The sequence below is a fragment of the Corynebacterium sp. HMSC14H10 genome (genome assembly GCF_001807105.1).
Classification (GTDB): domain Bacteria; phylum Actinomycetota; class Actinomycetes; order Mycobacteriales; family Mycobacteriaceae; genus Corynebacterium; species Corynebacterium jeikeium_D.
This window is the reverse complement of record NZ_KV787408.1, coordinates 1-26,511: the sequence shown is the minus strand read 5'-3', so window position 1 is coordinate 26,511 and position 26,511 is coordinate 1. Positions and strand designations below refer to the sequence as shown.

Here is a 26,511-nt window from a genome sequence, read left to right as displayed (position 1 = left end):
GCCTCGAGCTAGCTAGTCTTCCAAATCATCGAAGTCGATGTCCGGCACGACATCGACAGGGGCATCGATATCGGTCTCGTCCTCGACCTCCGCGAATTCCCCGACGCCGAGCTTCTTCTTGATCTTGACTTCGATTTCCTGGGCAAGTTCTGGATTCTCGCGCAGGTGCATACGAGCCTTTTCCTTGCCCTGCCCCAACTGATCGCCCTCGTAGGTAAACCACGAACCGGACTTCTTGACAATGCCGTTATCAACGCCCATGTCAATCAACGAGCCCTCACGCGAAATGCCCTCGCCGTAGATGATGTCAAACTCTGCCTGCTTGAACGGCGGCGACACCTTGTTCTTGACTACCTTCAAGCGCGTGCGGTTACCCACCGCATCCTGGCCATCCTTCAACGTCTGAATTCGGCGTACGTCACAGCGAACGGAAGCGTAGAACTTCAGTGCTTTACCACCCGTGGTGGTCTCAGGAGAGCCGAACATGACGCCAATCTTTTCACGCAGCTGGTTAATGAAGATGGCAGTGGTACCGGTGTGGGACAGCGCACCCGTCATCTTGCGCAGCGCCTGACTCATCAACCGCGCCTGCAGACCAACGTGGGAATCGCCCATTTCACCGTCGATTTCAGCCTTCGGAGTCAACGCGGCCACCGAGTCAACCACAATGATGTCAATAGCACCGGAACGCACCAACATATCTGTGATCTCAAGTGCCTGCTCACCGGTATCTGGTTGGGATACCAGAAGGTTGTCCGTATCTACTCCAAGCTTGCGCGCATAAACCGGATCCAGCGCATGCTCCGCATCAATAAATGCGGCAATACCGCCCTGCCGCTGCGCCTCTGCAATAGCATGCAGTGCGACTGTGGTCTTACCCGAGGATTCTGGACCATAGATTTCTACGATACGACCACGCGGGAACCCGCCCAGGCCCAAGGCCACGTCGATAGCGATATTGCCGGAGGGAATAACCTGAATTGGAGGACGATTGTCGTCCCCCAGGCGCATAACTGCACCCTTACCAAAGTCCTTCTCAATATTCGCCAGAGCTACATCGAGCGCCTTCAGGCGATCATTGCCCTGGTTCGAAGCCGTAGCCTTCTTACGAGCCATAGTTCGTTGTTCTTCCTCATTGTCATTGTCGCGGTCATTGTCGCGTACGGTATCGGGTTCTGGAGCCGTACTCAGAGAATGTGTCTCCCGATTTTCATCCAAAACAGAAACTTCGCTCACACTTAATTAGGCGCGAAACTAGCCGTTCCGGTTCCAAATTGGTCCGCGACACCTCTACTGCCAGTTACACCCGGAAGTTATACCGAATCAGACGGATTGACTTCATCAGCACTTTCGATAATATGCGAAACCCTGTTCGAATGGCAACGACACGCAAGAGCCGTCGGCAAGCATTCACCGTCGTCTACGCCGGAACCTATTCGTCAGGACCGTACCAGCGGTCTTCGGGAATATCGTGTTCCCTACACAGCGCCCACCAGATATCCCGAGGTTCGACCCCGTCCTCGAGCAATTCCGCGGGAGTTTTTCCATATTCCATCAGTACGTGGGAATGCAACAGCCACGGGCCGTGCTGAGGCCCAAATTCGTGGTTGACGAAGTTGTGAAAATCGGCCAATCGCATGAGACCAACGTACAAGATACCTGTCACTGATACCTACCTGGCCACCCTCTTTTCATAACCTAATCCCCGCTCCCCTGCCTGAACAGTGCTCAACCCATGGGTTTAAGATGAGAGCTGTGAATAATTCCAAGGTGTATGACCTCACTCTTATCGCTGCTTTCGCAGCACTGATCATCGTGCTCGGCGGCATTGCCATTCCCGTTGGCGGCCTCGGCGTGCCAATCGTGCTACAGAACATGGGCATCGCACTGGCCGGGATGATTCTCGGATTCAAACGCGGTGGCCTCGCCACTACCCTGTTCCTGGCTGTTGGTCTCGTGGGCGTCCCAAACATGGCGGGCTGGAAACCACTTCTCGCCGCACTTCCCGGCCCTACCGTGGGCTACATTGTCGGCTACTTAATTGCAGGTTTCGCAATCGGCGCGATTGCCCAGCAAGCACCACGGGCGAAAGTTTCACGAATCAGCGTCTTCATCGGCGCGGGCCTCGTTGGAGTTCTACTACAGTACTTCTTCGGATCTGTCGGATTGGCTTGGCGTATGGGACTTAGCTTCACCGACGCACTGATTACCAACGTCCCGTTTATCCCAGGCGACGTGGCAAAGGTTGTCGTAGCCGCGCTTATTGCTACTGCAGTACTGCAGGCTTTCCCTGATTTGCTTCCCGACGCTGCCAACCGTAAGCAAAGTCGTTTGGTTAAGGAAGCAGCCACCTCGGGCAATTAACCCCACAGAATTAGAAAGGGTCTCGAGTCGCACTATGCCCACCATCGCTTTTGACCGCGCTTCCGCAACCTATTCGGGACGCCAGATACTGAAGCCGACCACGCTAACTCTCACAGAGAAGCGCATTGGCATTATCGGCGAAAACGGTGGCGGTAAGTCCACGCTGGTGCGACTCATTAACGGCCTGGGCCCGGTCACTGGTGGCACGGTCACGTATGAGGGCATGAATGTCGCAAAGCAGGCAAAGGCAATTCGCAAGAATGTCGGCTTCATCTTTTCTGATGCGGATAATCAAATTGTGATGCCTACAGTCGCAGAGGACATTGCCTTTTCACTACGCAAGCGAAAACTACCAAAGGATGAGCGCAACCAGCTGGTGCAGGAAGCCCTCGAGCGGTTTGGGCTTGCCGATCATGCTGACGCCTCGCCACACTTGCTCTCGGGTGGACAAAAACAGCTACTGGCGCTGGCGGCAGTGTTAATTCTTAATCCCACGACCATTATTGCCGATGAGCCCACTACGCTCCTCGACTTGCGCAATCGTCTCCACATTCGGAGTATTTTCGCCCAGCTTGAGCAGCAAATTATCGTGGTCACTCATGATCTGGATTTTCTTATGGACTTCGACCGAGTTATCCGTGTAAGCGCAGGAGAAATCGTCGACGACGGTGCGCCGAAGGAAGTTATTGACCGATACGTCAGCGATATGACTCGTGCGGAAGAAGGCCGCTCATGATTCATCCAGCCGATGTCCCGTTAGGGCTTTACCTAAACCATAAGTCGCCTGTGCACAGGCTCCCGACGGCCCCCAAACTCATCATTGTCATCGCATTTTTATTGCTCACCGGGATTCTCGTGGATACCTGGCTAGGCGGGGCGATTGCCCTGGCAATTGTCACCCTCGCTTATGCGGTGGCCAAGGTGCCACCAATGGTTGCTTTCCGACAGCTCCGTGGAGCCGTAGTCATTTTGGCGCTGCTTTCGCTTCTCCTGTGGTGGCGCGCCGGGGGTGAGCAAGCGCTGACGACCTTCCTCGCGCTTCTCGCCGCAATCGCAGCGGCAATATTGCTAACGCTGACGACCCGCGTCAGCGACATCATGGATACTTTGACCACTGCGATGCAGCCGTTCGCCCGTTTCGGCCTACCAGTCGACACCATCGCGCTCGCACTATCGCTGACGCTGCGTATGATTCCGCTTCAGGTTATGGCCGCTGCCGAGGTACTGGAGGCTCGAAAAGCACGAGGGGCTGCCGGCTCAATCATTGCCTTCGGCGTACCTGTGGTCATCCGAACCATTAATCGCTCGAAGGCAATGGGTGATTCGCTAATCGCACGTGGTGAAGGTGAGTAGGAGAATTAATTGCCCTCACGCAGCTGGCGCATGCGCTCAGCAACAGCAGGGTCAACGTTGGAGGCAGCGCTTCCCTCGATGGACTTCTGAGCCTCGCCACCAGAGAGCTCGTTGCCACCGTTCATTTCTGCGCGGATTTGCTCCAGGCGAGAGTGCCCAGCAAGCTGAACGCCTGCGGCCTCTACCTCAGCCATACGCCCCTGAACCGAGTTCTGAGCTAGCTCGGCCTGACCAAGAGCGTTAGCGTAACGACGCTCAATCTTGTCACGAACCTGATCCAGATTAGGTGTAGCCCCCGAAGAAATCTGATTCATCGACTGCAGGGACTCAGAGACTTTCTCCTGCATCTTTGCTTGCTCCAGCTGGCTGAGGAGCTTTGCGCGCTCCGCGACCTTCTGCTGCAGCTGCATGGAATTACGCTCGACGGCCTTCTTAGCCTGAGCCGCCTGCTGCAGCGACTGATCGTGCAGAGCCTTCAAATCTTCTACCGACTGCTCAGCAGTAACCAACTGAGCTGCGAAAGCCTCAGCTGCGTTCTCATACTCCGTAGCCTTGGCAGTATCCCCCTCAGCACGAGCCTTGTCAGCGAGCTGCAATGCCTGACGAGTGTTCCCCTGCAGCTTCTCAATCTCAGCGAGCTGACGGTTAAGGCGCATTTCCAGCTGGCGCTGATTACCAATCACCGCCGCTGCCTGCTGCGATAGTTCCTGGTGCTGCCGCTGGGCATCCTCGATAGCCTGCTGAATCTGCACCTTCGGATCAGCGTTTTCCTCAATCTTGGAATCAAAAGCGGCCATCAAGTAATTCCACAGCTTTACAAATGGATTAGCCATAGCGTCCCATACACCTTTCTTATTGCAACTACCTCAAAGCAGGTCTGTGCTTATCGCGCACCCAATCTTAACTAAAGCCGAGCGTCTTCGGGTGCTAAGTACCGGAGCAATGGAATGAAATTCCACCGCCGCAACCAATTTCTACATCGCTGCCAATTCTGGGCTCGCCGAATGCAGGGCCATCGCTGTGGCTGCTTCCATCATCAAATCCGACACCGTCACACCAAGCGCCGCGCATACCGACGCCAGCAGCTCAGATGAGACTTCTTTCCGTCCACGCTCAAGCTCAGACAAATAACCAGGGCTAATAGCCGCATTTTCAGAAAGCTCACGCAGCGTCTGTCCACTGCGCGAACGGATATCACGCAGCGTCTCCCCCAGTGCCTCTCGCAGGAGTGGCTCACGGGATTCTCCCCGTTCCGCCAAATCCTGTGCCGTTAACTTTGCAACCGATCCAGGCTGCTCCCCTACAGCCACCCGCGCCGACGGTGCTGTGGCATCCATGGAAGCTTCGAAAGCGGCAGCGCTATCTACCTCTGGGTAGCGAATGGTCATAAGTGCAGTATTGTTGGTCATCACTTTCTCTAACGCTTTAGAAGGCCGACCTGTTCCCAATTTTCAAAAATTCTACTCACCGTCGAGATTCTGCAACAACAGTTCTAACGCCAATACCACTGCTTGACGACGAATCTCCGCGCGCGACCCCTCTTTATTCACCGGCAACCTAACAGCAGTTACCCCATCAAGGTACGAAACTCCCGGCGGTTTCAGACCACACCAGACTTCACCTACTGGGTGCCCATCCTGCATCGCTGGACCAGCAACGCCAGTTAGCGAAATCCCCCAGTCCGCCACTGCTTTATTTGCCACTCCAAGTGCCATATACCGGGCCGTCAACTCGGACACGGGGCCATATGCGGCCAAAGCATCCTTTGGCACGTCGGCAAGCAACGCCTTCGTGTCAGTGGCGTAAGTGACCACGCCACCGCGGAGAACGGCGGAGGCTCCCGGTACGGAGGCAACTGTAGCGCAGAGAAGACCTGCGGTAAGTGATTCTGCGGCTGCAAAAGTCTCGCCACGAGCCGTAAGCGTTTGGACGAGTTGAAGCGAAACGCCATCGACACCGTCAGCGTTTTCGTCGCTCTGGGCGAGGCGTTCGACTGTGTTCACAGCTTTACCCTCCACTTAATTTCTCTACGAGACCTTTCGCGCATCCACAATGTACTGGATACCAGTACCGACGGTGACGACAATGGCGGCAACCATCACAATCCAGGACGGCCAGAACAACCAGTCCACTGGCATCAGGAAGAGCCCCACTGCTACAGACTGCAGGACCGTCTTTATCTTGCCGCCCCGAGAAGCCGGAACAACACGCCCCTGACGCAGGGCGAACATACGCCAGATGGTGATGCCACCTTCGCGAATCACGATGATGACAGTCACCCACCACGGCAGAATGTCGATGATGTTCATACCAATCAGCGCAGCCAGCATTAGAGCCTTATCGGCAATCGGATCGGCAATCTTGCCAAAGTCGGTAATGAGGTTACGGCTACGTGCGAGGTGCCCGTCCAACTTGTCAGTCGCCATCAGAAGCGCGAATACGACAAACGACCACCAGCGCCAATTGGTGGCTTCGCCGCCCTCCTGAAGAAGTACCCACAGGAACACCGGTACTCCGAGGATGCGAAGCACGGTCAGGAAATTGGGCAAGTTCCAGTTGGAAACACGGCTTGTATCAGCACTTGGAGCAGTCACAGTTGTTACCTTATCTCACAATCGTGTTCGATTAACGCCCAGGCTCGTTCTTACCGGTGTGTGAACCGTTAGTTTCGCTTCCGGCCGACGTTGACCCCTCACTGACAGAAGTAGAGGAGGCGTGAGAGCCGAGGCCATCGCGGCTTCCATCATCATCGTGGTGAACACGCGGAAGGGCAATCGCACCCATGTTTTCATCACGCTTGCTCTTGAGCCACGATGCCAGGACAGTCACCACCAGAACGATGACGATGACCGCCAGCGACGCCCAGGTCGATACTTCAGGCACCGACACGTTCTCACCGCTGTTGATAAACGGCAGGTTGTTTTCATGCAGTGCGTGCAACAGCAACTTCACACCAATAAAGGCCAGGATGACACCCAGGCCATAAGCCAGGTACACCAAGCGATCCAGCAGACCGTCGAGCAGGAAGTACATCTGTCGCAACCCCATGAGAGCAAGGGCATTTGCAGTAAAGACGATATATGCCTCATCCGTCAGGCCGTAGATAGCCGGGATAGAGTCAAACGCAAACATCACATCGATAAAACCGATGGACACCAGCGCGATGGCAAGTGGAGTCAAGTAACGCTTGCCGTTTTCCTTAACGGTCAGCTTGTCCTTGTTGTAATGGTCCGAAATTGGGACGATTCGACGCAGCCATTGAATCAGCTTCATATCCGACGGATCGGGTTCCGGCTTATCGACGGCTTCGTCGTACACCGTCTTGATAGCCGTGTAAATCAGGAAGATTGCAAACAGGTAGAAAACGTCAGACCACTTGGCAATAACTGCCGCACCAGCCCAAATGAACAGGCCTCTGAATACCAGCGCCATCGCAATACCGAACAGCAAAACCTTTTGTTGGTACTGGCGCGGAATCTTGAATGCGCCGATGATGAGTGCAAAGACAAATAGATTGTCTACGCTGAGCGCCTTTTCGGTGATATAGCCCGATAGAAACTCAATGCCTCGGTGGGGATCCCATAACAACCACACCATTCCGCCGAAAATTAATGCCAAGACTACGTAGAAAGCGGTCCAGATGCCGGCTTCCTTCATAGTTGGGTTATGCGGCGTGCGAACGTGTGCATAGAAGTCAAAGGCGATAAAACCCATGACGACCACAATGGTGATAATCCATACCAATGCGGGGACATGCATATTAAAAAAAGACCTCCGGTCGTGCGAACATGAACCGGAGGTCTCTCCTGCTTCTGCCATAGTGGCAAAAGTGACGGCACCGGGATTCGATGTGCGCAAGACGAGTCTGTGCGTCCAATCCGTGCTGACGATAACCGTCACGGGCTAGCGGAAAACATCCACTTTTACCGGGGATACTCCCCTCCACGTGTGCCGACTATACACGCAATCAGAAACGGCGGTAAGGTTGGGTCGTCCTACGCCATAGACTGATTCGGATCAGCGTCGACTACGTTTACTTCTTCCTTAGGAGCATCCTCCGGGTTTGCGCCCTTGATCATCCACTTAATGGTTTCGAGCTCCTCTGGTTTGACCAGCACCTCACGTGCCTTAGATCCCTCTGACGGTCCAACCACTCCGCGAGTTTCCATCAGATCCATCAGTCGACCGGCCTTGGCGAAACCGACTCGCATCTTGCGCTGCAACATCGAGGTCGACCCGTGCTGTGCGGTGACCACCAGCTCGACTGCCTGAAGCAAATCTTCCAGGTCATCTCCGATATCGGGGTCAATGTTGCGCTCAGCCTCAGCACTCTTATCCTCCGTGACACCCTCGGTGTAATCCGGCTCGGCCTGCGCCTTAGCTGCATCGACTACTGCCTGAATCTCTTCGTCTGTGACGAAGGCCCCCTGAAGACGTCGCGGCTTGCCTGCACCCTGTGGGATGAACAGGCCATCGCCCATACCAATGAGCTTTTCAGCACCGCCCTGGTCAAGAATGACGCGGGAGTCCGTGAGCGACGAGGTAGCGAATGCCAGTCTCGATGGCACGTTCGTCTTAATCAAGCCGGTGACCACATCCACAGACGGACGCTGCGTAGCCAGCACCAAGTGGATACCGGCGGCACGGGCCTTTTGCGTGATGCGCACAATCGCATCTTCGATATCGCGGGGTGCGGTCATCATCAGGTCTGCCAACTCGTCAACGACACAGACAATGTACGGGTACGGACGGTATTCGCGCTCCGAGCCAAGTGGGGTCGTAATCTCACCGGACTTGACCTTACGGTTGAAGTCCTTGATGTGACGGACGCGGGCGGCCTTCATGTCCATGTAGCGCTGTTCCATCTCTTCAACCAGCCACTGCAGAGCCGCCGCGGCCTTCTTCGGCTGAGTGATGATTGGCGTAATCAGGTGAGGAATCCCCTCATATGGAGTCAGCTCGACCATCTTCGGGTCCACCAGAATCAGGCGGACATCCTCCGGGGTCGCACGAGTCAGCAGCGAAACCAACATCGAATTTACGAACGCGGACTTACCCGAACCGGTCGAACCGGCAACGAGAAGGTGCGGCATTTTCTGGATGGAGTGCGAGATAAACTCGCCCTCAATATCCTTACCGAGACCGATCAGCATCGGGTCATCGTTCGCAACGGTCTTGGGCGCGTTGAGTACGTCGGCAAGCCGAACCATCTCACGGTCGTTGTTCGGCACCTCGATACCAACGGCCGACTTTCCCGGAATCGGAGTCAGTAAGCGGACATTGTCGGTCGCTACCGCGTAGGCAATGTTGGACTGCAGGTTCGTGATCTTCGAGACCTTCACGCCCGGGCCAAGCTCGACCTCGTAGCGAGTCACCGTCGGACCGCGAGAGAAACCAGTCACCGCAGCATCGACCTTGAATTCTGCGAATACTTCAGTAATCGCCTCAATCATGCGGTCGTTCGTCGCCGTACGTGTCTTGGGACGCTCACCTGGAATCAACAAATTAGTCGATGGCAGGTGGTAGTCAGATTCCGGCGTGCGTGCCGACGAACCGGAAGTACCCTCGGCATCCTTTTCCAATTCAGACTTCGGAGTTGTGGCCGGAATCTTAGAGGCATCGATACCAGAACGAGCGGCAATGGCATCCATTGTGCGGCGGGTAGCCTCAGACACTGCATCCCGCGAATCATCGACAGACGACTCGCCCTGCGGCGCGCTCGCCGGCTCTACGGCCTCAGGTTGAACAGCGGGCTGTTTCGGAGCTCGGGAATCGGAAACACGATTCCGTTCGCTGTTATTAGCTGCAGCAGCCTCCTGCGTCGGGTACTCGGAGTACTCGTCATAATCCTCGTCGACAGCGTGGTAGTTCGTGCCCCCGACAGCTGGAATAGTCGATTCTGTCTCAGCGGTGTCGCGATGTACTGCATCCGACTGAGCTTCCTCCACGTACTCAGCTGCCGGAAACGCCGGCTCCACTGGGGAAACTCGATTGGAGTGCGGTGCCCCATTCCGGACATCGAACACTGTGGTCTTTGCCGAATCGTAGTCGACATCCTCAACCTGACGGGCACGTCGCGGAGCCTGTCGGTTCCTCTGCGGCTCTTCGTCCAAAAGATCGTAGAGGTTACCGTCAGTATCCGGTTCGTCGTAAGGCGCGGGTTCGGGTGCGGATATACGGCTATCCGCGCCACGACGGGGCGCTCGGTAAGCAGGGCGACCGGTCGAACGAGACGAGGAATGTTGCGTGCGGCTGCTGTGGCTTGGGCGACGCTCAATTAGCTGCGTCGGCTGGTCAAAGTCCTCATCGGCATATGCGGTATCGGAATCCCAGCTCGCACGACGTTCCAGCATGTCATCGACATTGCCGTAGGGATCGTCCGATTCCGGCTCGTCGCCGGCACGACGCGAAGACCACTCGGAAAAGTTGAAGTATTCCTTAGTGGCATCGATAAGCTGGCGCACCGTCGCGCCAGAGAGCACCAGAGCGCCGTAAAAAACGATACCCAGCAACAAAACCACGGCGACCCACGAGGTAAACCCGGCTGCTAGCGGCGAACCGATATAACCACCAATTGCGCCACCAGCTGCACGTCGCCCCTGCCAGTCCGCAGGACGACCCGAGCCGATATGCACAATTGCGAGCAGCCCCACCACGATCAGCGAAGCTCCAGTGATGGTAGGTGTCAGACGTTCACGGCGCGGCATAGCATCCAGCATCATTAATACGGAAACAACACCGAGCAGCACCGGAAGTACAAAAGCGCCGATACCAATGAGCGTGCGCACTGCCGTTTCAATGAACTCCCCCACTGGCCCTGCCAGGTGGAACCATGTCGAGCCAGCGAGCACAATCGCCAACGCCAGCACGAGTAGTGCGAGGCCATCCTTCGATCCCGGTTCGCCACCCTCATCGAAGTCTGCGTCGAACTCGTCAGCTGGCACGGAGGCCGGTGCCGGCGGTTCAATTACATCGTCATAGCCGCTAGCTGCTTTACGACGCTTCCTACGGGGCTTCGTCGAAAAATCGGCGTCTCTTTCGCGCCGCGACATATTCTCCTCTTCGTTTCGCTTATTTTTGCGACCGCTGACCCGCCGGGCAAGACCGGCCACGCCGCGGGCAGTTTCAGTCCAGGCGCTGGCCAAGCTATTGGCCACGAACGACATAGCGCTAGGAGTGCGCTCGAATTCCTCCGTGGCGCTGTGCACGGGGTATCGCCGCGTGGCATCTGTCTCCGCAGAGCGGGAAGATCCACGACGATTGTCAGTTCTGGTTCGGCTGGTCGCAGACATGACCATTACCTTACAGCTAACACCGGATCGTTTTCACATTAGTCACACGCGTGTCATTGTTTAACAGGCGTGCTGTCGCGACCGTCCAGAACTGAGAACGTGATTTTAAAGACTGTTGCGCTTGATGCCCGATTCGTCACCGTCGATGGTGACGCGTACCTCGTCACGGCCATAGAGCCACAGCACCAGTTCCCCGACGCTTCCGCGGACAGTCACAACTGGAGCACCTTTAGCACTGTTGTCGATTAGGGTCACCGCAACTCCGTCGTCACGCATTAGCACCACGGTCGAGGTCGAACCGCGCAACATCATACGGCCGGCAGTAGTGACCAGACGCCACAGGTCCGACACTCCGGAGGGCGGCAGCTGACGAACGGTCCAGCCTTCCTGGGCACGACGGACATCCTCGTGATGGACGAAGTTCTCCGCAGCGTTGACGTAGCGGTCTGCCCAGTTCATTGGATTCCATCGCGGAGCACCACTACCCCACTTCCCCACCACTTCGACGTAGGGCATTCGATTGACCTCAGCGGTAACAGCATCGAGGCGGTCCGAAAGCGCCTTGACGAACATCCCGCCCGCGGCATCCAGACGGTTTTCACGAATGTACAGGTGGTTGGCAAGATCCCGGGTCGTCCACCCCTCGCACAAGGTCGGGGCGTCGGGGCCGACGCTGAGCAGTAGATTAGCTAGGTCTTCACGTTCCCGTTCAGCAAAAGTCATAGCTCCAGCCTAGACCAGGCACGGAGAAGCCCGCATCCACACGGTTGTAGGTGGATGCGGGCTCTTACGCTAAAAGACGCTCTAGAAATTTAGATACTTTCGCGCGACTCCTGGATTTCCTCATCGGTAACCTCTTCGGCTGCCTCAGAGGACATCGGCACGATTGTCGGAACAACCATCGGGCTGCGACGCCACTTCTGGTTAATGACACGCTCGGTGCGGCGACGAACTTCCTGAGCCATACGGTACGGGTTGTTCTCGCCACTGCCAGCCAGGTCAAAGAGAGTATCGTCAACGACCTGCTCGACGGTTTCGAGCACTTCCTTGGCGTCGTCCGAGTAACCGCGAGCCTGAGCCCGTGGCTTCTCCAACGGGCGGCCAGTGCGGTTATCAATGACGGCTGTGACGGTGATAAGACCACCTTCACGCATTTCAGCACGGTCTGCCAGCACGTCAGCGTCGACGTCACCCATGGTGACGCCATCGACGTAGAGGTTACCGACCGGAACCTGGCCAACTACACGAGCGCGGCCATCAACGAGGTCGACTACCACACCGTTCTGAGCCAGGACAACGTTCTCTGGCTTCACGCCAGTGGACACAGCCAGCTCCTTGTTGGCACGGAGGTGGCGCCACTCACCGTGAATCGGCATGACGTTCGACGGACGAGCTGCGTTGTAGAGGAACAGCAGCTCGCCGGCAAAGCCGTGACCGGAGGTGTGAACCTTCGCATCCTTACCGGTGATAACCGTGGCACCAATTTGGGCCAGCATGTTGATAACGCCGAAGACTGCCTCTTCGTTACCGGGTACCAGCGAAGAACTGAGGATAATCAGGTCGCCATCACGGACGGTGATCTGACGGTGCTCACGGCGGGCCATGCGAGACAGCGCAGCCATTGGCTCACCCTGCGTACCGGTAGTCACCAGCACGACCTTGTGGGGCGCCATGCGAGCGGCCTCGTTCATTTCCACAATGGTATTTTCCGGAGCGGTCAGCAGCCCCAATTCCTGCGCGATGCGCATGTTGCGAATCATAGAGCGACCGTTGAAGGCAACCTTGCGGCCAGCCTTAACAGCTGCGTCGATGACCGCCTGCACGCGGTAAACATTCGATGCGAAGGCCGCGACGATAACGCGCTGCTTGGCATCCATAATCAGACGGCGCAGAGTTGGAGCCAGCTCCGCCTCGGATCCCGAGAAGCCCGGAATCGTAGCGTTGGTGGACTCACACAAGAAGAGGTCGATTCCCTCATCACCGTAGCGGCTCAGCGCCGGCAGGTCAGTCGGCTTTCCGTCCGGCGGGGTCTGATCCATCTTCACGTCACCGGTGTGGACGACCATGCCGGCTCCGGTCTTAATGACGATGCCAAGGCACTCCGGAATCGAGTGGTTGACATTGAAGAAACGCAGATCGAACGGGCCACGCTGAATGTGGCTGGTGTCGTTGACCTCGATGACCTTCGGGCGCTGACGGTGTTCCTGTGTCTTGGCCTGAATCAGTGCCAGGGTAAAGCGAGAAGCAATAATCGGGATGTCCGCGCGCTGCTTGAGCAACCAAGGGATAGCACCGATGTGGTCCTCGTGACCGTGGGTGACCACGAGAGCTTCCACGCGATCCCACTTGTCTTCCATGTAGGAGAAGTCAGGCAGGATCAGGTCAACACCCGGCTCATCCGAGCTCGGGAACAGCACGCCGCAGTCGACGATGATCAGGCGGTTCTTGTACTCCAACACGGTCATATTGCGACCGATTTCGGAAATACCGCCCAGTGCAACCACGCGCAGGCCGTCCTTGGGGGCCTTCGGCGGTGCAGGAAGACGCTGGGTCAAGTCCGCACCCTGCATCGACTGGACTACGTTACGACGGTTGCCACCGCGTCCGCCACGGCCACCCCTCGAACTATTTCCGCGATTACCTCCACGGCCACCGCGACCACCGCGGGAACCGCGGTTGGAAGAATTCGAGGAACCTTGGGACTTCTTAGCGTTACCGGAGTTCTTACGCTCACCGGAACGCTGCGAGGACTTCGAGCCGTTGGATTTAGCTCCACCCTTGTCGGAACCCTTGGATGCAGAGTTATTGGACTGCTCTGCTGCAGCCACGTCGGACTCGGAAGGCGGACCAGCCTTACGAGTTACCTTGCGGGCGCGATTGCGTCCTTCAGCCACTACAGAACACCTGCCTTCCGCATAGCTTCTTCAAGCACCTCAAGCTGCTGGTCATTTGCTGCAATTTGCGGCAAGCGTGGATCTCCTATCTCAATGCCCTGCAGACGCAGAGCGGATTTAGCAAAACTTACACCGCCAAGTGCAGCCTGAGCGGCAAACAGCGGAGTCATCTTCGCGTGGGCAGCCTGCGCACCAGCAAGGTCTCCCTTGTCAAAGCAAGAGCGCACCTCAGCCAGCAGCTGCGGGGCTGCATGTCCAATAACGGAAATAAACCCGGTGGCGCCAATAGACAGCCACGGAAGGTTCAGCACATCGTCACCGGAGTACCACGCCAAATCAGTATTAGCGATAATGCCGGCGGCAGCTCCCAAATCCCCCTTGGCGTCCTTAACAGCCTGGATTCTCGGGTGCTCCGCCAACCGGTAAATGGTATCAACTTCAATCGGAATAACCGAACGCGGTGGAATGTCATACAGACACACCGGCGCCTCGGTTGCGTCAGCCACTGCCGTAAAGTGACGGTACAGCCCCTCCTGGGACGGCTTGGAGTAATACGGCGTGACGACGAGCAGCGCATCCGCGCCCGCCTCCACAGAAGCCTTTGCCAGCTCGATGGACCCGGCCGTGTCATTGGTGCCGGCACCGGCCACGAGCTTAACCTCGTCACCCATCTCTGCACGGACAGCTCGGAGAAGCTCAAGCTTTTCCTCAACCGTCGTAGTAGGCGACTCGCCGGTAGTACCGGCCAGAATGAGTGCATCGCAGCCACCGTCTACAAGATGACCAGCGAGCTGCACACCCGCCTTGACATCGAGGTTTCCGTCCTTATCAAAAGGGGTCACCATAGCTACGGCGACGGTGCCGAAAATGTCAGCACCGCGAGTTGACGCAATTCCTGTGCTCATTGTTGACTACCTTTTCTTAAAAATCTCAATCGACTATATCTTCACACTGTACGTGCGATTACCCCTCGAAGGCGTAAGGACTCGACGCGACGACCGACCCATCCTTCAGAGTGTTAATCTCAAAATCCCCAAAAGCAACAGGAGCACAGCGCTGCAGCTCCCGCAGGCAAGCCACTGCCAACTCCCGAATTTCAGCATCGGCATGCTCAGTCGCACGCATCGAAATGAAGTGGCGCCAAGACCGGAAATTACCAGTAACCACGATTCGAGTTTCGGTGGCATTGGGCAAAACCGCCCGGGCTGCCTGGCGTGCCTGCTTTCGCCGCAAGATAGCGTTGGGCTCGTCGGCCCACTTCTCTTCCAGTGCGTCTAATAACTCACCATAGGCGAAACGGGACTGATCAACCGCGCTTTCGAAAACTCGCAACAGATCCGGGTCCTCCGCAATTGCGGGAGGAACCACAACATTGTTGGAACTGGCCGGCACAAACCGCTGCGACAACTGCGAAAAGGAAAAGTGGCGGTGCCGTGTGAGTTCATGTGCACACGAGCGCGACAGCCCACGAACATAGATGCTTGCACTTGCGTGTTCAAAAAGTGAGGTGTGGCCTACCTCAAGCACATGTCGCAGATATCCCCTATTCGTCGCCGTTCGTGGATTGGGCTTGTCCCACGTTTCATAACAAGCCCTGCCGGAGAACTCAATCAATGCTTCCCCACCATCGGCATCGGTATCAAAGTCGATGTCCTCCGGCGGGAAGAAGTTCGTCGCGGCGGTTAGCTGCGCCTTGAGAGTGACATTTTCAGACATTTTCAGTTAACTCCCGGCCATTAAAGTCCCAGGAACGGCTCCAGTCCCACAGTCAGGCCCGGAAAATCCTCAATCTTGCGCACACCCAGCAGAACGCCTGGTACGAAGCTGGTGCGCGAGTAGGAGTCCTGCTTGATGGTGAGCGACTGCCCTTCTGCACCAAAGATAACGGTCTCGTGAGCCACCGAACCGGTCATACGGACTGCGTGCACCGGAATGCCCTCGACCTCAGCACCGCGAGCACCATCGAGAGTTTGCTCAGTGGCGTCCGGCTGCTCCCCCATGCCGGCTTCCTTGCGAGCACGAGCAATAGCCTCAGCAGTGTGGATAGCGGTGCCCGAGGGGGCATCCTTCTTAAAAGGGTGGTGCATTTCGATAACTTCAGCGGAATCGAAGTACGGAGCGGCTAGCTCCGCCATCTTCATCGTCAGTACCGCGGAGATTGCGAAGTTCGGTGCAATAAGAACATTGGCCTCACCGGCGGCGTCGTCAAGCCAGCGCTGCACCTGATCGAGGCGCTCCTTGGTAAAACCCGTAGTACCCACGACGGCGTTGATGCCATTCTTAATGCAGAACTCAAGATTGCCCATCACAGCGTCGGGCTGAGTAAAGTCAACAATGGTCTGCACACCAGCGGTGACAAGTTCATTCAGGTCATCGCCAGAGTCGAGACCCGCTGCCAGCTCCAAATCGTCGGCGGCTTCGACTGCCTCGCAGATGGTGGACCCTACCTTGCCCTTGGCGCCAAGTACGCCGACCTTGATATTGCTCACAGCTATTGTCCTTTCCCAACGGGTTTATCTTTCTCCCTTACCTTAGAATGTGTTGGCCAACTTGTGTGCCAATGCCCCCGTCCGCTTTGCCTTTTTGTCGACTTACGACGGGGTTTTTGTTGCGCTAAGATTCCATATCTTCGACAATTACCTATTTCTGTACCGATATATAGAAAGAGACTTCAATTGGTTTCTGAATCTGAAGATTCCGAACTCAGCCCAAGTTCGGAGGCACCACAGGCCGATGCGCCCAAAAGTGCTTATATGGCCATTTACGTGCTACTAGCTGCGGCATTCATGGCTATCTTGAACGAGACGGTCATGAGCGTCGCAATTCCCGTCGTCAAGGCGGACCTCGGAATCAGCGCAGCTACCGCAGGCTGGCTGACAACATCGTTCCTACTGACCATGGCAGTTGTCATTCCGGTCACTGGATTTCTCATTTCGGCAGTGCCGTTCCGCATTCTTTTCGCGGTCAGTCAAGGACTATTCGTCGTGGGCACTCTCATCGGTGCTTTCGCGCCAAACTTCGCGATCGTTCTGCTCGCACGCATTGTCCAAGCGTCCGGTACCGCAGTGCTGCTGCCGCTGCTGATGACCACGGTGCTCAACGTAGTACCGGAGCATGAGCGCGGGCGCATGATGGGACGAATGAGCGTGGTCATCGCTGTCGCGCCTGCTATCGGACCGACCATCTCCGGTCTCATTCTGGAGATTGCCAATAACAATTGGCATGCGCTTTTCGACACGATGTTGCCGCTCGGCCTAATTGTGCTGGTAGTGGGCGTCATCCTCGTTCCCAATATTGAGGAAAACTCCGCGAAGCCCATCGATATCCTCTCGGTGTTCCTCAGTGCCGGCGCATTCGGCCCGCTGGTGTACGCGCTGAGCCGCGTAGGCGCAGAGTTTTCGCTTATCGACGGAATCCTGTGCGCAGTCGGCATCGTGCTGTTGGTGTTCTTCATCATGCGCCAGCGCCGTTTGGCACCGCACAACCGAGCTCTGCTGGATCTTCGAACCTTCCGCACAAAGAGCTTTAGGCTGTCCACAATCATTCTGACCATTGGTTTCATGCTGATGTTCGGTGTGATCATCATTTTGCCGCTCTACCTCAATCTGCGAGGTGTCGATGTCAAGACTATTGGTTTGATTGTGATGCCTGGTCCACTGGTTATGGGTCTGATGGGACCGGCTGTCGGCCGGCTCTTTGACAGCTATGGTCCGCGCCCACTGGCAATTCCCGGCTCCATTGTCCTTGCCCTCGGTCTTTTCGGGCTCGGCTTCATCTCAGCATCGACTCCGCTATGGTGGATTGTCGCCTGCCACATCGTCCTTGAGATTGGCCTGGGGCTGCTGTTTACTCCGCTGTTCACATTCGGTCTTGGTGATCTTCCGAAGCGCCTCTACCCGGATGGCTCAGCAATCATGAACACGCTACAGCAGGTTGCCGGCGCTGTCGGTACCGCACTGTTTGTGGCGCTGTCAGCTGTTATTGCCACTGGCCTGTCCGGCACTGGTGCAGCAGCTCCTGCCGCCGACGACTTGATTCGTGGCTATAGCATTGCGATGTTTACCGCCGCGGGATTTGCCGTGGTGCTAATCTTCCTCACCACGCTGCTCAAGCCGCAGCGGAAGAAGATTGCATTACAGTAGCCCCCCCCAAGACCGGGGGGAATACCGCCTAAACTAGGCGGCTTGCTCCCGGCCCGGGATTTCCAACGAAAAACTCCGGTTCCGGCATTCCTCTGTCACGGAAGGCCGACGCAACTGCATTCGCTGCAGCACTGACACGGTCGTGTGGCAGCAGCGCAATGGCACTGCCGCCAAAGCCACCGCCAGTCATTCGGGCACCAAGCGCCCCCTGCTCAAGCGCTACGTCCACAGCAAGATCCAGCTCTGGACAGGAAACTTCGTAGTCATTCCTCAGCGAAAGATGGCTTGCCACCATCAACGTGCCAAAGGCCTCGAAGTCCCCCTCGGAAAGCTTTTCAATCGCCTGTGCCGTCCGGTCAATTTCGGTAACAACGTGACGTACTCGGCGCGCCACGGTATCAACCCATTGATCCCTATCTGCCTCAGCTGGGACGTTCTCCTTCGCCCAATTGATAGCAGCACCAACTGCATCATCCAGACCGCGGAAATCAGATACCCCAAGACCATTTGTCACGGCATCGATGATTCCGCGACGCGTCGCATACTGACCATCCGAGAGACTATGCCGAACGTTGGTGTTGATTACCAAAACCTCTAGGTCCTCGTCTGCGAAAGCAGCCTTTACAAGCTGGTCAGAACTCTTCGCAAAATCAATGACCAGTGCGTGGTTTTCCTTGCCCTTGATGGAAATACGCTGATCCAGACCGCCGGTAGAGGCACCAATGACCTCATTTTCTGCGCGGATAGCCGCCTCAACAATTCCCTGCTGCTCTTCATCGTTTGGTGCGCGCCCGTGGACGAGCTCAAAGGCTGCAACGCCGACAGAACACTCCAGAGCGGCGGAGCTGGAGAGCCCGGAACCGATCGGAACATCGGAGGAAATCGCAATGTCAAGGCTTGGACAATCCGCGGGCAACAGCCCTGCCTCACGCATAGCCCAGATAGTGCCAACTGCGTATCCCGTCCAATTTGCAGGAGAGTTCGGACCGACATCGGACATTGCGATAGCAACCGGCTTGTCACCGTCTGCGGCGTCGTCCTTGTCCATCAAGTCCGAAACAACTCGCACTGTCCACGAGTCACCAGCAGCCTGGGCACCCACCGCTGCGAAAGTACTCTGTGCCAACGCGAATGGCAGACAGATACCACCGGCATAATCGACATGCTCGCCAATCAGGTTGACTCTGCCTGGGGCGCGGAAGACGCCCTGTGGTTCCGAACCGAAACTGCGGCGGAATTGCTCAGTTACGTCAGATACCGCCTGTTTATGGGAGCGAGTGGGAAGCCAGCGAGTCTGGCCAACTTCCCGGAAGCGGTCAGCGATTGCCTCCGGGGTCGTGTCCGAAATCCAGGCTCCTTGCCCGGACTCTGAACCCGCGAGGAACTTCATGCGTCCTGCAGAGCGCATCATGGAATAGAGCTGCAGGTGGAGGCGGCCAAACTGGTGATCCTCGCCTACCGGAGCTTGGTTCCATGCTGCGATGTACGGCGTTTTGTCGATGCCGGGGAAGAATCGGTCAATACGTCGCAGCAGGTCAAGGTACATTGCTGTCAGTTCGTCCTTCTCCGCATCGGTCAGCTCCTGAAAACTACCGACAGCGCGGTTAGCCATAATCATGACTTCGACTGGCCACTTAGCTGCAGCTGGGACGAATGCGGTGAAGTACTCCCCTTCTGCGATGATCCGTCGACCTGAAGCCTTTTCGGCCTCCAGGACATCCTCAAAGAGGTCACGACCGGTGGTTTCGAAGTGGGCTTTCGCGCGTGAAACAATGGCTGCCGCACGTGGGGGCAGATACGGGTACGAGTAAATCTGCCCATGAGGATGCTGCAGCGTTACCCCAATTTCCTTGCCCCTGTTTTCAAAGGGGAACACCAACCTCACACCTTCGAGCTTGCTGAGTTCCGCAGTGCGGTGCGCCCACGCTTCAATAACGGTGCGAGCACGAGTAAAGGTCAGATCCCGGAAGGAGTCCGAAACATTCGGGGTAAAGCAGACAACCTCGCACCGAGCCAAGGCCGGCTTCCGCGGGAAAATCTCGGCGCCGTCGACAGTTTGGGCAAAGTCATCCGGAACTTCCATGTGCATGGAAAGCGAAGGGAAGCGGTTTTCAAAAACCACCACGTCGTAGTCACTGGCAGGCACCTCTGTGGGAAGTTGTTCCGGCAGCGTCGGAGCTAGTGGGTTCTCACCAGCAGGAGGCATAAAGGTGCGGTTCATGCGGTGCGCCGCGTAGCAGTACCAATCACCTGTCAGCGGATCTTGGCGCAGCTCCGACTCCGTAATCGCCTGTGGCAAATCACGTTCGTCGGTTAACTTTCGAGTCTTTTTGCCCGAGACATAGTCCGGTTCATCGTCGAAGTAGATTAGCTCGCGACCGTCGGCAAGCGTAGTGCGCGTTACCGAAAAAGCGTGAGAAGGCTGGTCATCGGTTGTCATTTTTACTCCTTATGATTCTTCGACAACCGTTGGGCGCAGTTTTGCCCAGGCATAGAAAACGATTGCAAAGAGAAGCAGGGCTATGCCGCTGTACAGGTTATACATCGGCTCTTTGGCAACACTGGTCTCCGGGTTAACTCCAGGATCGAGGAACAGCCACGACAGCAGCAAAATGATGCCGTAAAGACCAAGCAGCGCCCCAATGACATTGCGAATGTCAAAGGCACCTGCTTTCTTATTACCGGTGCTGATAGTCGCTTCTACAGTTGAATTGTTGTGTGTCCGTGACATGATTTCTCACTAGCTCCTATGCGAAAACGATGTTAAGAACTACGGCCATCACCAGGCACAAAATACCCAGCGGAACAGTTCGCTGTAACAATGGCAGCTCTGCCTCAGCAGCGTCTGTGAAGTGAGCCTTCGGCGTGACGGACTTGACGAAGCCCACCAGCTCCTCATCGGGTTTCGGCGTTGTCATGAGCGAAACGACCACAGCCACCACAATATCGACGACGAATGCCACGGAGGCGGCAGCGAACGCAGTGCCTTGCCCCGGCAGCTCAAAGATGGTTGCGCTTGCCGACGTGAACTCGGAGATGTACCAGTACAAAATCGCAGCACCCGTTCCTGCGAGCAGAGACGTCCAACCTGCTGTCGGCGTCATGCGCTTCCAGAACATACCGATAAGGAAGGTAGCGAACAACGGTGCGTTGAAGAAGCCGAATAGCGTCTGCAGGTAGTCCATGACGTTGCCGAAATTATCGGCAATCAATGCGGTGAACACTGCGATGCCGGTCGCGCCAATGGTAGCGATACGACCAACCTTGAGGTAGTAATCATCTGCTCGATTTTTGACGACGTAGGTCTGCCAAATGTCGTAGCTAAAGACTGTGTTGAACGCGGAGATATTCGCCGCCATACCTGCCATAAAGGCTGCTAGTAGCCCTGCAATAGCGATGCCCAGCAGGCCGTTGGGAAGCAAATCTCTCATTAGGTACAGAATTGCGTCGTTAGGCTTGGCAGTCTGATCCATGATGGGTGCGACAGTCGCGCCGGCGATCATGCCCGGCAGCACCACGATGAACGGAATGAACATCTTTGGAAACGCGCCGATAATTGGAGTCTTGCGTGCGGCCGACAGCGAATCGGCTGCCATGGATCGCTGAACCTCCACGAAGTTCGTTGTCCAATAGCCAAAGGACAGCACGAATCCCAAACCGAATACCAATCCGATGACTGAAACTACCGGGTTGTCAAAACCAGAAATATCCGTGCCCGGCCAGGTGTGGAAGTGCGATTCAGTGGCAACTTTTTCCTTAAGCCCCGACCAGCCGCCGACGCTGTGCAGACCGATTAGAGTCAGTGGCATTAGAGCTGCGACAATCACGAAGAACTGAAGTACCTCGTTGTAAATCGCTGCGGACAGTCCGCCCAACGTGATGTAGGACAGCACAATGACTGCAGCGACGACCAATGTCAGCCACAGTGGCCAGCCGAGTAGCGCATTGACCACTTTGGCCAGCAGCAAAAGGTTGATACCCGCGATGAGCAGCTGCGCGACGGCGAATGAAATCGCGTTGACAAGGTGCGCTCCGGGACCAAAACGACGCAGCATGAATTCTGGTACTGAGCGAACCTTGGAGCCATAGTAAAAGGGCATCATGACAATGCCCAGGAACACCATGGCGGGAACCGCACCAATCCAGAAGTAGTGCATGGTCTGGAAACCGTATTCCACACCATTTGCGGACATACCGACGATTTCCACTGCGCCTAGGTTGGCTGAGACGAACGCCAACCCTGTCACCCAAGCCGGCAGTGAGCGCCCAGAGAGGAAGAAGTCAATGGAGCTGGACACTTTGGCTCGTGCAGCCCAGCCAATGCCTAGGACGAATAGGAAGTATAGGGCAACAATGGAGTAATCCACCCATGATGCCTCGAGCCGTAGGGCTGATTGCGCCACTATCACGACGGCCTCCTCACAATTAGGGAGTCAAAACGTATTCAGGAAATGCACGAATTTGGATTTCTTTTTCTCGGCACCTGGCTGGTGCACGCCCATCAAGGCCGTGAAAGTGGCTCGACCTACCCCGAAGTGTGGGGCCAGATAGCCACTATCCGGAACAAAAGGAAGACCTATTCTTTTACATTCGTCCCCAAGTGTATTTTCCATTCTTAATTCCAGGTGAATTAATTAAGAAGGTTTTAACCCGATTGAGGGGGCTGCACTCTTCTGCGCTGGGAAAACTATTTTCCGCCCGTTTCCGCGCGCAGTCCCATGGCAAGAGTTGTTGTCTCTCCAGCCTGAACTCGCAGCAAACCGGTACCGGAGCGTAGCGCATCCGGCGGACATGTCATTGGCTCCACCGCAATCGCATTCCCGTGCCCAGGAAATCCTTCTCGTCGTCCAGCGTCGGCAACATAGACCTGGAAGAAGCGGAATTCATCATCGGCCCAGAGCACAGCACCCTTGCCATTTGGTCCAACCAAATGTGCTTCACGACGGCACGGTGAGTGACTCCCCGCTGCCTCCGCGGCAGCAAAGAAGCAGTGATCCAGCCACAGTCCATCCAGGGATACCCCCTCTCGAAGGCTGGGAACCACTGTCTCCGCTGGCACCGCTGGGCCGGCGGGCAAGTTTCGAATTGGCTCCAGTGGCAGGTTGTTATCAACGGGCAACCGTAGTGTGCAACTGCCGAAGTCAGCGCCCAACGCGCTTAAATAGGGATGCCAGCCCAGACCAAACGGGCACTCCCTATCGCTGCGATTATGCACTGTGAACTCCGCCGATAGGCCATCTGCAGACGTGACTTGCCAGCGCACGGTCATACCGAGTTCCCAAGGCCAGCCCGGTTGCGGCTCAACTTCCACGCCCAAGGTGACGCTGCTGTCATCAGAATCGACCACAGACCAAACGCGATCTGCAACAAATCCGTGAATAGCATTCGCCCGGGACGGCTCCGAAATATCTAGTCGATGGACTTCCCCATCAAAGATGAATACTCCGTCAGCGACCCTGTTCGGCCACGGAGCCAGGAGCGTACCTGCGGACAACGGTGGATTGAACCCTTTGGGATAGTCAGTCAGCAGTGGCAGGCCACAGTACTCCAGTGATCTCGGTCCACCACCGAACTGGGAAATACTTGCGACATAGCCACCGGCCGCAATGTCGATGAATTCATGATCGTGCGCGACAAGTTGCATGCGCAAATTACCTTCCACGTGGGTTCGAAAATTAATCCCTTCGAAACCCGAGATTAACCCAAAACAAAAGCGCGGTTAGGTCAATTTGTGACCTAACCGCGCCATCGCTACACGCGTTGTTGGAGGCTACCTAAAGCACATCCTCCGTCGCCAAGCATTAATCGTCTTCGACCGGAACCAGCGAGATCTTGCCGCGGTTGTCGATATCAGCGATTTCGACCTGAATCTTGTCGCCGACATTGATGACATCCTCGACCTTCTCGATGCGCTTGTCGCCACCGAGCTTGGAGATGTGGATCAGACCGTCACGGCCCGGAGTCAGGGAGACAAAAGCACCGAAAGCGACAGTCTTCACGACAGTGCCCAGGTAGCGTTCGCCGACCTTCGGCAGCTGCGGGTTAGCAATGGCATTAATCTGCTCGATTGCAGCGTCCGCGGCCTTACCGGAAGTTGCCGAGACAAATACGGTGCCGTCGTCCTCGATAGAGATATCAGCACCGGTTTCCTCGGTGATGCCGTTGATGGTCTTGCCCTTCGGACCGATGAGCTCACCGATCTTCGAAGCCGGAACCTTAACGGTGGTGATCTTCGGAGCGAGACCACTCATCTCGTCCGGAGACTCGATGACCTCAGCCATGGTGGACAGGATGGCCAGACGTGCATCACGAGCCTGGGACAGAGCATCGGCCAGAACCTTCGACGGAATACCGTCGAGCTTGGTGTCCAGCTGCAGTGCGGTAATGAAGTCCGCAGTACCAGCGACCTTGAAGTCCATGTCACCGAATGCGTCTTCGGCACCGAGAATATCGGTCAGTGCGACGAAGCGGTTCTCACCGTCAACCTCGCCGGAAACCAGGCCCATGGCGATACCGGCAACCGGAGCCTTCAGCGGCACACCGGCGTTGTACAGCGACAGAGTCGAAGCACAGACCGAGCCCATGGAGGTCGAACCATTGGATCCAAGAGCCTCGGAGACCTGGCGAATGGTGTACGGGAATTCCTCGCGGGACGGCACGACCGGCAGCAGAGCGCGCTCAGCCAGTGCCCCGTGACCAATCTCGCGGCGCTTCGGAGAGCCAACACGACCGGTCTCGCCGGTGGAGTACGGCGGGAAGTTGTAGTGGTGGATGTAGCGCTTGGAGGTAACAGGAGTCAGCGAGTCAATCTGCTGCTCCATCTTCAGCATATCCAAAGTGGTGACACCCAGAATCTGGGTCTCGCCGCGCTCAAACAGCGAAGAGCCGTGGGCACGCGGAATCAGACCGACCTCAACGCCCAGGTCACGAATGTCGGTGACACCGCGACCATCGATGCGGAAGCCCTCAGCCAGAATCTTCTCACGGACAATCTGCTTCATCACTGCGTTGTATGCAGCGCGAATCTGCTTAGATGCAGCTTGCTCGTCGACATCATCGGATACGAAGCGCTCCAGCAGCTGCCCCTCGACGTCCTCCATGTACTCATTGGTGGCGTCATCTCGTTCCTGCTTACCCGGAATGGTGAGCAGCTTGGCCAGCTTCTTAGCGGACTTCTTCTCGACTGCGTTAAAAATCTCATCGCTGTATGCCGGGAACAGCGGGAACTCCTGCGTTTCCTTCGCTGCGCGCTCAGCCAGACCCTTCTGTGCCTCACACAGAACCTTGATGTGCGGCTTTGCTGCCTCGAGGCCAGCGGCGACGATGTCCTCGGTCGGCGCCGGTGCACCGTCAGCAATACGCTTGACGACGGTCTCCCCTGCTCCGGCCTCCACCATCATGATGGCGACATCTTCGACGTTCTTGCCGCGACGCTTGCGGGTGACGATACGGCCAGCGACGACCATCTCGAACAGAGCCTGCTCGTGCTGCTCCTCGGTCGGGAAAGCGACCCATGCACCCTCTGGGTGCTTGTCATCAGCAACAAGCGCGATGCGGACGCCACCGACAGCGCCGGAGACCGGCAGCCCGGAAAGCTGAGTTGCAGCTGACGCGCCGTTGATTGCGACAACGTCGTAACGGTCCTTCGGATCCCAGGACATGACGGTGACAACAACCTGTACCTCGTTGCGCAGGCCCTTGACGAAGGTCGGACGCAGCGGACGGTCAATCAGACGACATGCCAGGATGGCATCGGTAGACGGGCGGCCCTCACGGCGGAAGAACGAACCCGGAATCTTGCCCGCAGCGTACATACGCTCTTCAACGTCGACGGTCAGCGGGAAGAAATCAAAGCCCTCGCGGGGCTGGTTGGAAGCGGTGACGGTGGACAGGAGCATGGTCTCCTCGTCCAAGTAGGTGGTCACCGAACCATCGGCCTGACGAGCCAGCTGGCCCGTTTCAAAGCGAATGGTGCGGGTGCCGAAATCACCATTGTCGATGGTGGCAACGGCCTCGGTAATACCGAAATCCTCATCAAAGAAAAATTCAACAGCCTTGCTGTTGGCCATAGGTTTCTTACTCCTAGAAATAGCGGCGATCATCGATGTCGCCTGTAAAAGATCGAATGAACTTCGTTTGCGTCACGCATTCTACCAGCTAACGCGGAAAGTTCTCGTATTGGACGGATCGGAGATCTCTCACTGCATCTGGGTTCTTGCACCTACGCGGGGTTCTAGGAGTTTGCGGGGCGGGGGGCACTTATCGATGACTTTTCTTGACTCATCGATGGTTTACCGTGTCTTATCGACGAATTACCGTGTCTTATCGATGGTGCCCCGGCACTTATGCGCACGCTTTCGATCAGCCCCTCCACCTGTCGATGAGGTATTCACTTGTGGCCACGCTACAGCGCATCGATGAGTGAATACCACAACGACGGGTTAAGTGACAAAAAGTGTGTCTGAT

21 protein-coding genes and 2 pseudogenes are annotated in these 26,511 nt (G+C 56.5%); 4 read left to right on the top strand and 19 right to left on the bottom strand.

Features of this window, described 5'->3' with window-relative positions; translation table 11 throughout:
* Positions 1-12: 12 nt before the first annotated feature.
* Together recA and HMPREF3135_RS00675 are read right to left on the bottom strand one after the other, a co-directional pair.
* Entirely contained in the window at positions 13-1,116 is a 1,104-nt protein-coding gene (gene recA, locus HMPREF3135_RS00680; protein WP_070437343.1) for a recombinase RecA, read from the bottom strand.
* Positions 1,117-1,432: 316 nt separating this feature from the next.
* Positions 1,433-1,639 carry a DUF3046 domain-containing protein gene (locus HMPREF3135_RS00675; RefSeq protein ID WP_042389280.1) on the bottom strand — a complete coding sequence of 69 codons (207 nt, stop codon included), beginning with the start codon at positions 1,637-1,639 and terminating at the stop codon, positions 1,433-1,435.
* A 107-nt stretch (positions 1,640-1,746) separates the two neighbouring features.
* On the opposite strand from HMPREF3135_RS00675, the gene HMPREF3135_RS00670 reads away from it, so the two are divergent.
* The 3 genes from HMPREF3135_RS00670 to HMPREF3135_RS00660 are packed head-to-tail and all read left to right on the top strand — an operon-like array spanning position 1,747 to position 3,717.
* Complete coding sequence (locus HMPREF3135_RS00670) at positions 1,747-2,364, top strand: biotin transporter BioY (RefSeq protein WP_049170862.1); 618 nt, start codon at positions 1,747-1,749, stop codon at positions 2,362-2,364.
* Between the two features lie 34 nt (positions 2,365-2,398).
* Positions 2,399-3,100 (top strand): energy-coupling factor ABC transporter ATP-binding protein, encoded by a 702-nt coding sequence (locus HMPREF3135_RS00665; protein WP_049170859.1) that lies wholly within the window; start codon positions 2,399-2,401, stop codon positions 3,098-3,100.
* A complete protein-coding gene (locus HMPREF3135_RS00660) occupies positions 3,097-3,717 on the top strand; it encodes an energy-coupling factor transporter transmembrane component T family protein (protein ID WP_049170855.1) in 621 nt (206 codons plus the stop codon). Before HMPREF3135_RS00665 ends, HMPREF3135_RS00660 begins: the two co-directional genes overlap by 4 nt.
* A 5-nt stretch (positions 3,718-3,722) precedes the next feature.
* Here the strand turns inward: HMPREF3135_RS00660 and HMPREF3135_RS00655 are convergent, their stop codons facing one another.
* From HMPREF3135_RS00655 to dapB, 11 genes are all read right to left on the bottom strand, one after another.
* Entirely contained in the window at positions 3,723-4,550 is an 828-nt protein-coding gene (locus HMPREF3135_RS00655) for a PspA/IM30 family protein (RefSeq protein WP_005509356.1), read from the bottom strand.
* Between the two features lie 141 nt (positions 4,551-4,691).
* Positions 4,692-5,126 (bottom strand): helix-turn-helix domain-containing protein, encoded by a 435-nt coding sequence (locus tag HMPREF3135_RS00650; protein WP_016422607.1) that lies wholly within the window; start codon positions 5,124-5,126, stop codon positions 4,692-4,694.
* 51 nt (positions 5,127-5,177) lie between these two features.
* Complete coding sequence (locus HMPREF3135_RS00645; protein ID WP_016422606.1) at positions 5,178-5,720, bottom strand: CinA family protein; 543 nt, start codon at positions 5,718-5,720, stop codon at positions 5,178-5,180.
* A gap of 24 nt (positions 5,721-5,744) precedes the next feature.
* Entirely contained in the window at positions 5,745-6,311 is a 567-nt protein-coding gene (gene pgsA, locus HMPREF3135_RS00640) for a CDP-diacylglycerol--glycerol-3-phosphate 3-phosphatidyltransferase (RefSeq protein ID WP_016422605.1), read from the bottom strand.
* Between the two features lie 31 nt (positions 6,312-6,342).
* Positions 6,343-7,476, bottom strand: coding sequence for a TerC family protein (locus HMPREF3135_RS00635; protein ID WP_070437341.1), 1,134 nt, complete (start codon positions 7,474-7,476; stop codon positions 6,343-6,345).
* Between the two features lie 236 nt (positions 7,477-7,712).
* Positions 7,713-11,009, bottom strand: a complete 3,297-nt coding sequence (locus HMPREF3135_RS00630) for a DNA translocase FtsK (RefSeq protein WP_070437355.1) — start codon at positions 11,007-11,009, stop codon at positions 7,713-7,715.
* A gap of 105 nt (positions 11,010-11,114) precedes the next feature.
* Entirely contained in the window at positions 11,115-11,732 is a 618-nt protein-coding gene (locus tag HMPREF3135_RS00625; RefSeq protein WP_049170848.1) for a TIGR03085 family metal-binding protein, read from the bottom strand.
* An 89-nt stretch (positions 11,733-11,821) separates the two neighbouring features.
* Positions 11,822-13,903 carry a ribonuclease J gene (locus HMPREF3135_RS00620; RefSeq protein ID WP_049170842.1) on the bottom strand — a complete coding sequence of 694 codons (2,082 nt, stop codon included), beginning with the start codon at positions 13,901-13,903 and terminating at the stop codon, positions 11,822-11,824.
* Positions 13,903-14,808 (bottom strand): 4-hydroxy-tetrahydrodipicolinate synthase, encoded by a 906-nt coding sequence (gene dapA / locus HMPREF3135_RS00615; RefSeq protein WP_049170841.1) that lies wholly within the window; start codon positions 14,806-14,808, stop codon positions 13,903-13,905. Before dapA ends, HMPREF3135_RS00620 begins: the two co-directional genes overlap by 1 nt.
* Positions 14,809-14,866: 58 nt before the next feature.
* Entirely contained in the window at positions 14,867-15,619 is a 753-nt protein-coding gene (thyX, locus tag HMPREF3135_RS00610) for an FAD-dependent thymidylate synthase (RefSeq protein WP_070437339.1), read from the bottom strand.
* A 20-nt stretch (positions 15,620-15,639) separates the two neighbouring features.
* The gene (dapB, locus tag HMPREF3135_RS00605) at positions 15,640-16,392 is read right to left on the bottom strand and encodes a 4-hydroxy-tetrahydrodipicolinate reductase (protein WP_049170836.1); all 753 of its coding nucleotides are present in this window, start codon (positions 16,390-16,392) and stop codon (positions 15,640-15,642) included.
* A gap of 264 nt (positions 16,393-16,656) precedes the next feature.
* Here dapB and HMPREF3135_RS00600 point away from each other — a divergent pair, with 264 nt between their 5' ends.
* A complete protein-coding gene (locus HMPREF3135_RS00600) occupies positions 16,657-18,045 on the top strand; it encodes an MDR family MFS transporter (protein WP_224433133.1) in 1,389 nt (462 codons plus the stop codon).
* A 28-nt stretch (positions 18,046-18,073) separates the two neighbouring features.
* On the opposite strand, the pseudogene galK reads toward HMPREF3135_RS00600, so the two are convergent.
* The 6 genes and pseudogenes from galK to HMPREF3135_RS00575 form a co-directional block, all read right to left on the bottom strand.
* Positions 18,074-19,285 (bottom strand): annotated as a pseudogene (gene galK / locus HMPREF3135_RS11505) (galactokinase); the annotation flags it as partial.
* Positions 19,286-19,339: 54 nt separating this feature from the next.
* Positions 19,340-20,485, bottom strand: a pseudogene (gene galT / locus HMPREF3135_RS11500) (galactose-1-phosphate uridylyltransferase); the annotation flags it as partial.
* A 9-nt stretch (positions 20,486-20,494) separates the two neighbouring features.
* A complete protein-coding gene (locus HMPREF3135_RS00590; RefSeq protein WP_049170832.1) occupies positions 20,495-20,776 on the bottom strand; it encodes a hypothetical protein in 282 nt (93 codons plus the stop codon).
* A gap of 16 nt (positions 20,777-20,792) precedes the next feature.
* On the bottom strand, positions 20,793-22,454 hold the full coding sequence (locus HMPREF3135_RS00585) for a sodium:solute symporter family protein (protein WP_172954607.1): 1,662 nt from the start codon (positions 22,452-22,454) through the stop codon (positions 20,793-20,795).
* A 278-nt stretch (positions 22,455-22,732) separates the two neighbouring features.
* Complete coding sequence (locus tag HMPREF3135_RS00580; RefSeq protein ID WP_049170826.1) at positions 22,733-23,689, bottom strand: aldose 1-epimerase family protein; 957 nt, start codon at positions 23,687-23,689, stop codon at positions 22,733-22,735.
* 157 nt (positions 23,690-23,846) lie between these two features.
* Positions 23,847-26,144: a polyribonucleotide nucleotidyltransferase gene (locus HMPREF3135_RS00575; RefSeq protein ID WP_172954647.1), complete on the bottom strand. Its 2,298-nt coding sequence runs from the start codon at positions 26,142-26,144 to the stop codon at positions 23,847-23,849.
* Between the last annotated feature and the right edge of the window lie 367 nt (positions 26,145-26,511).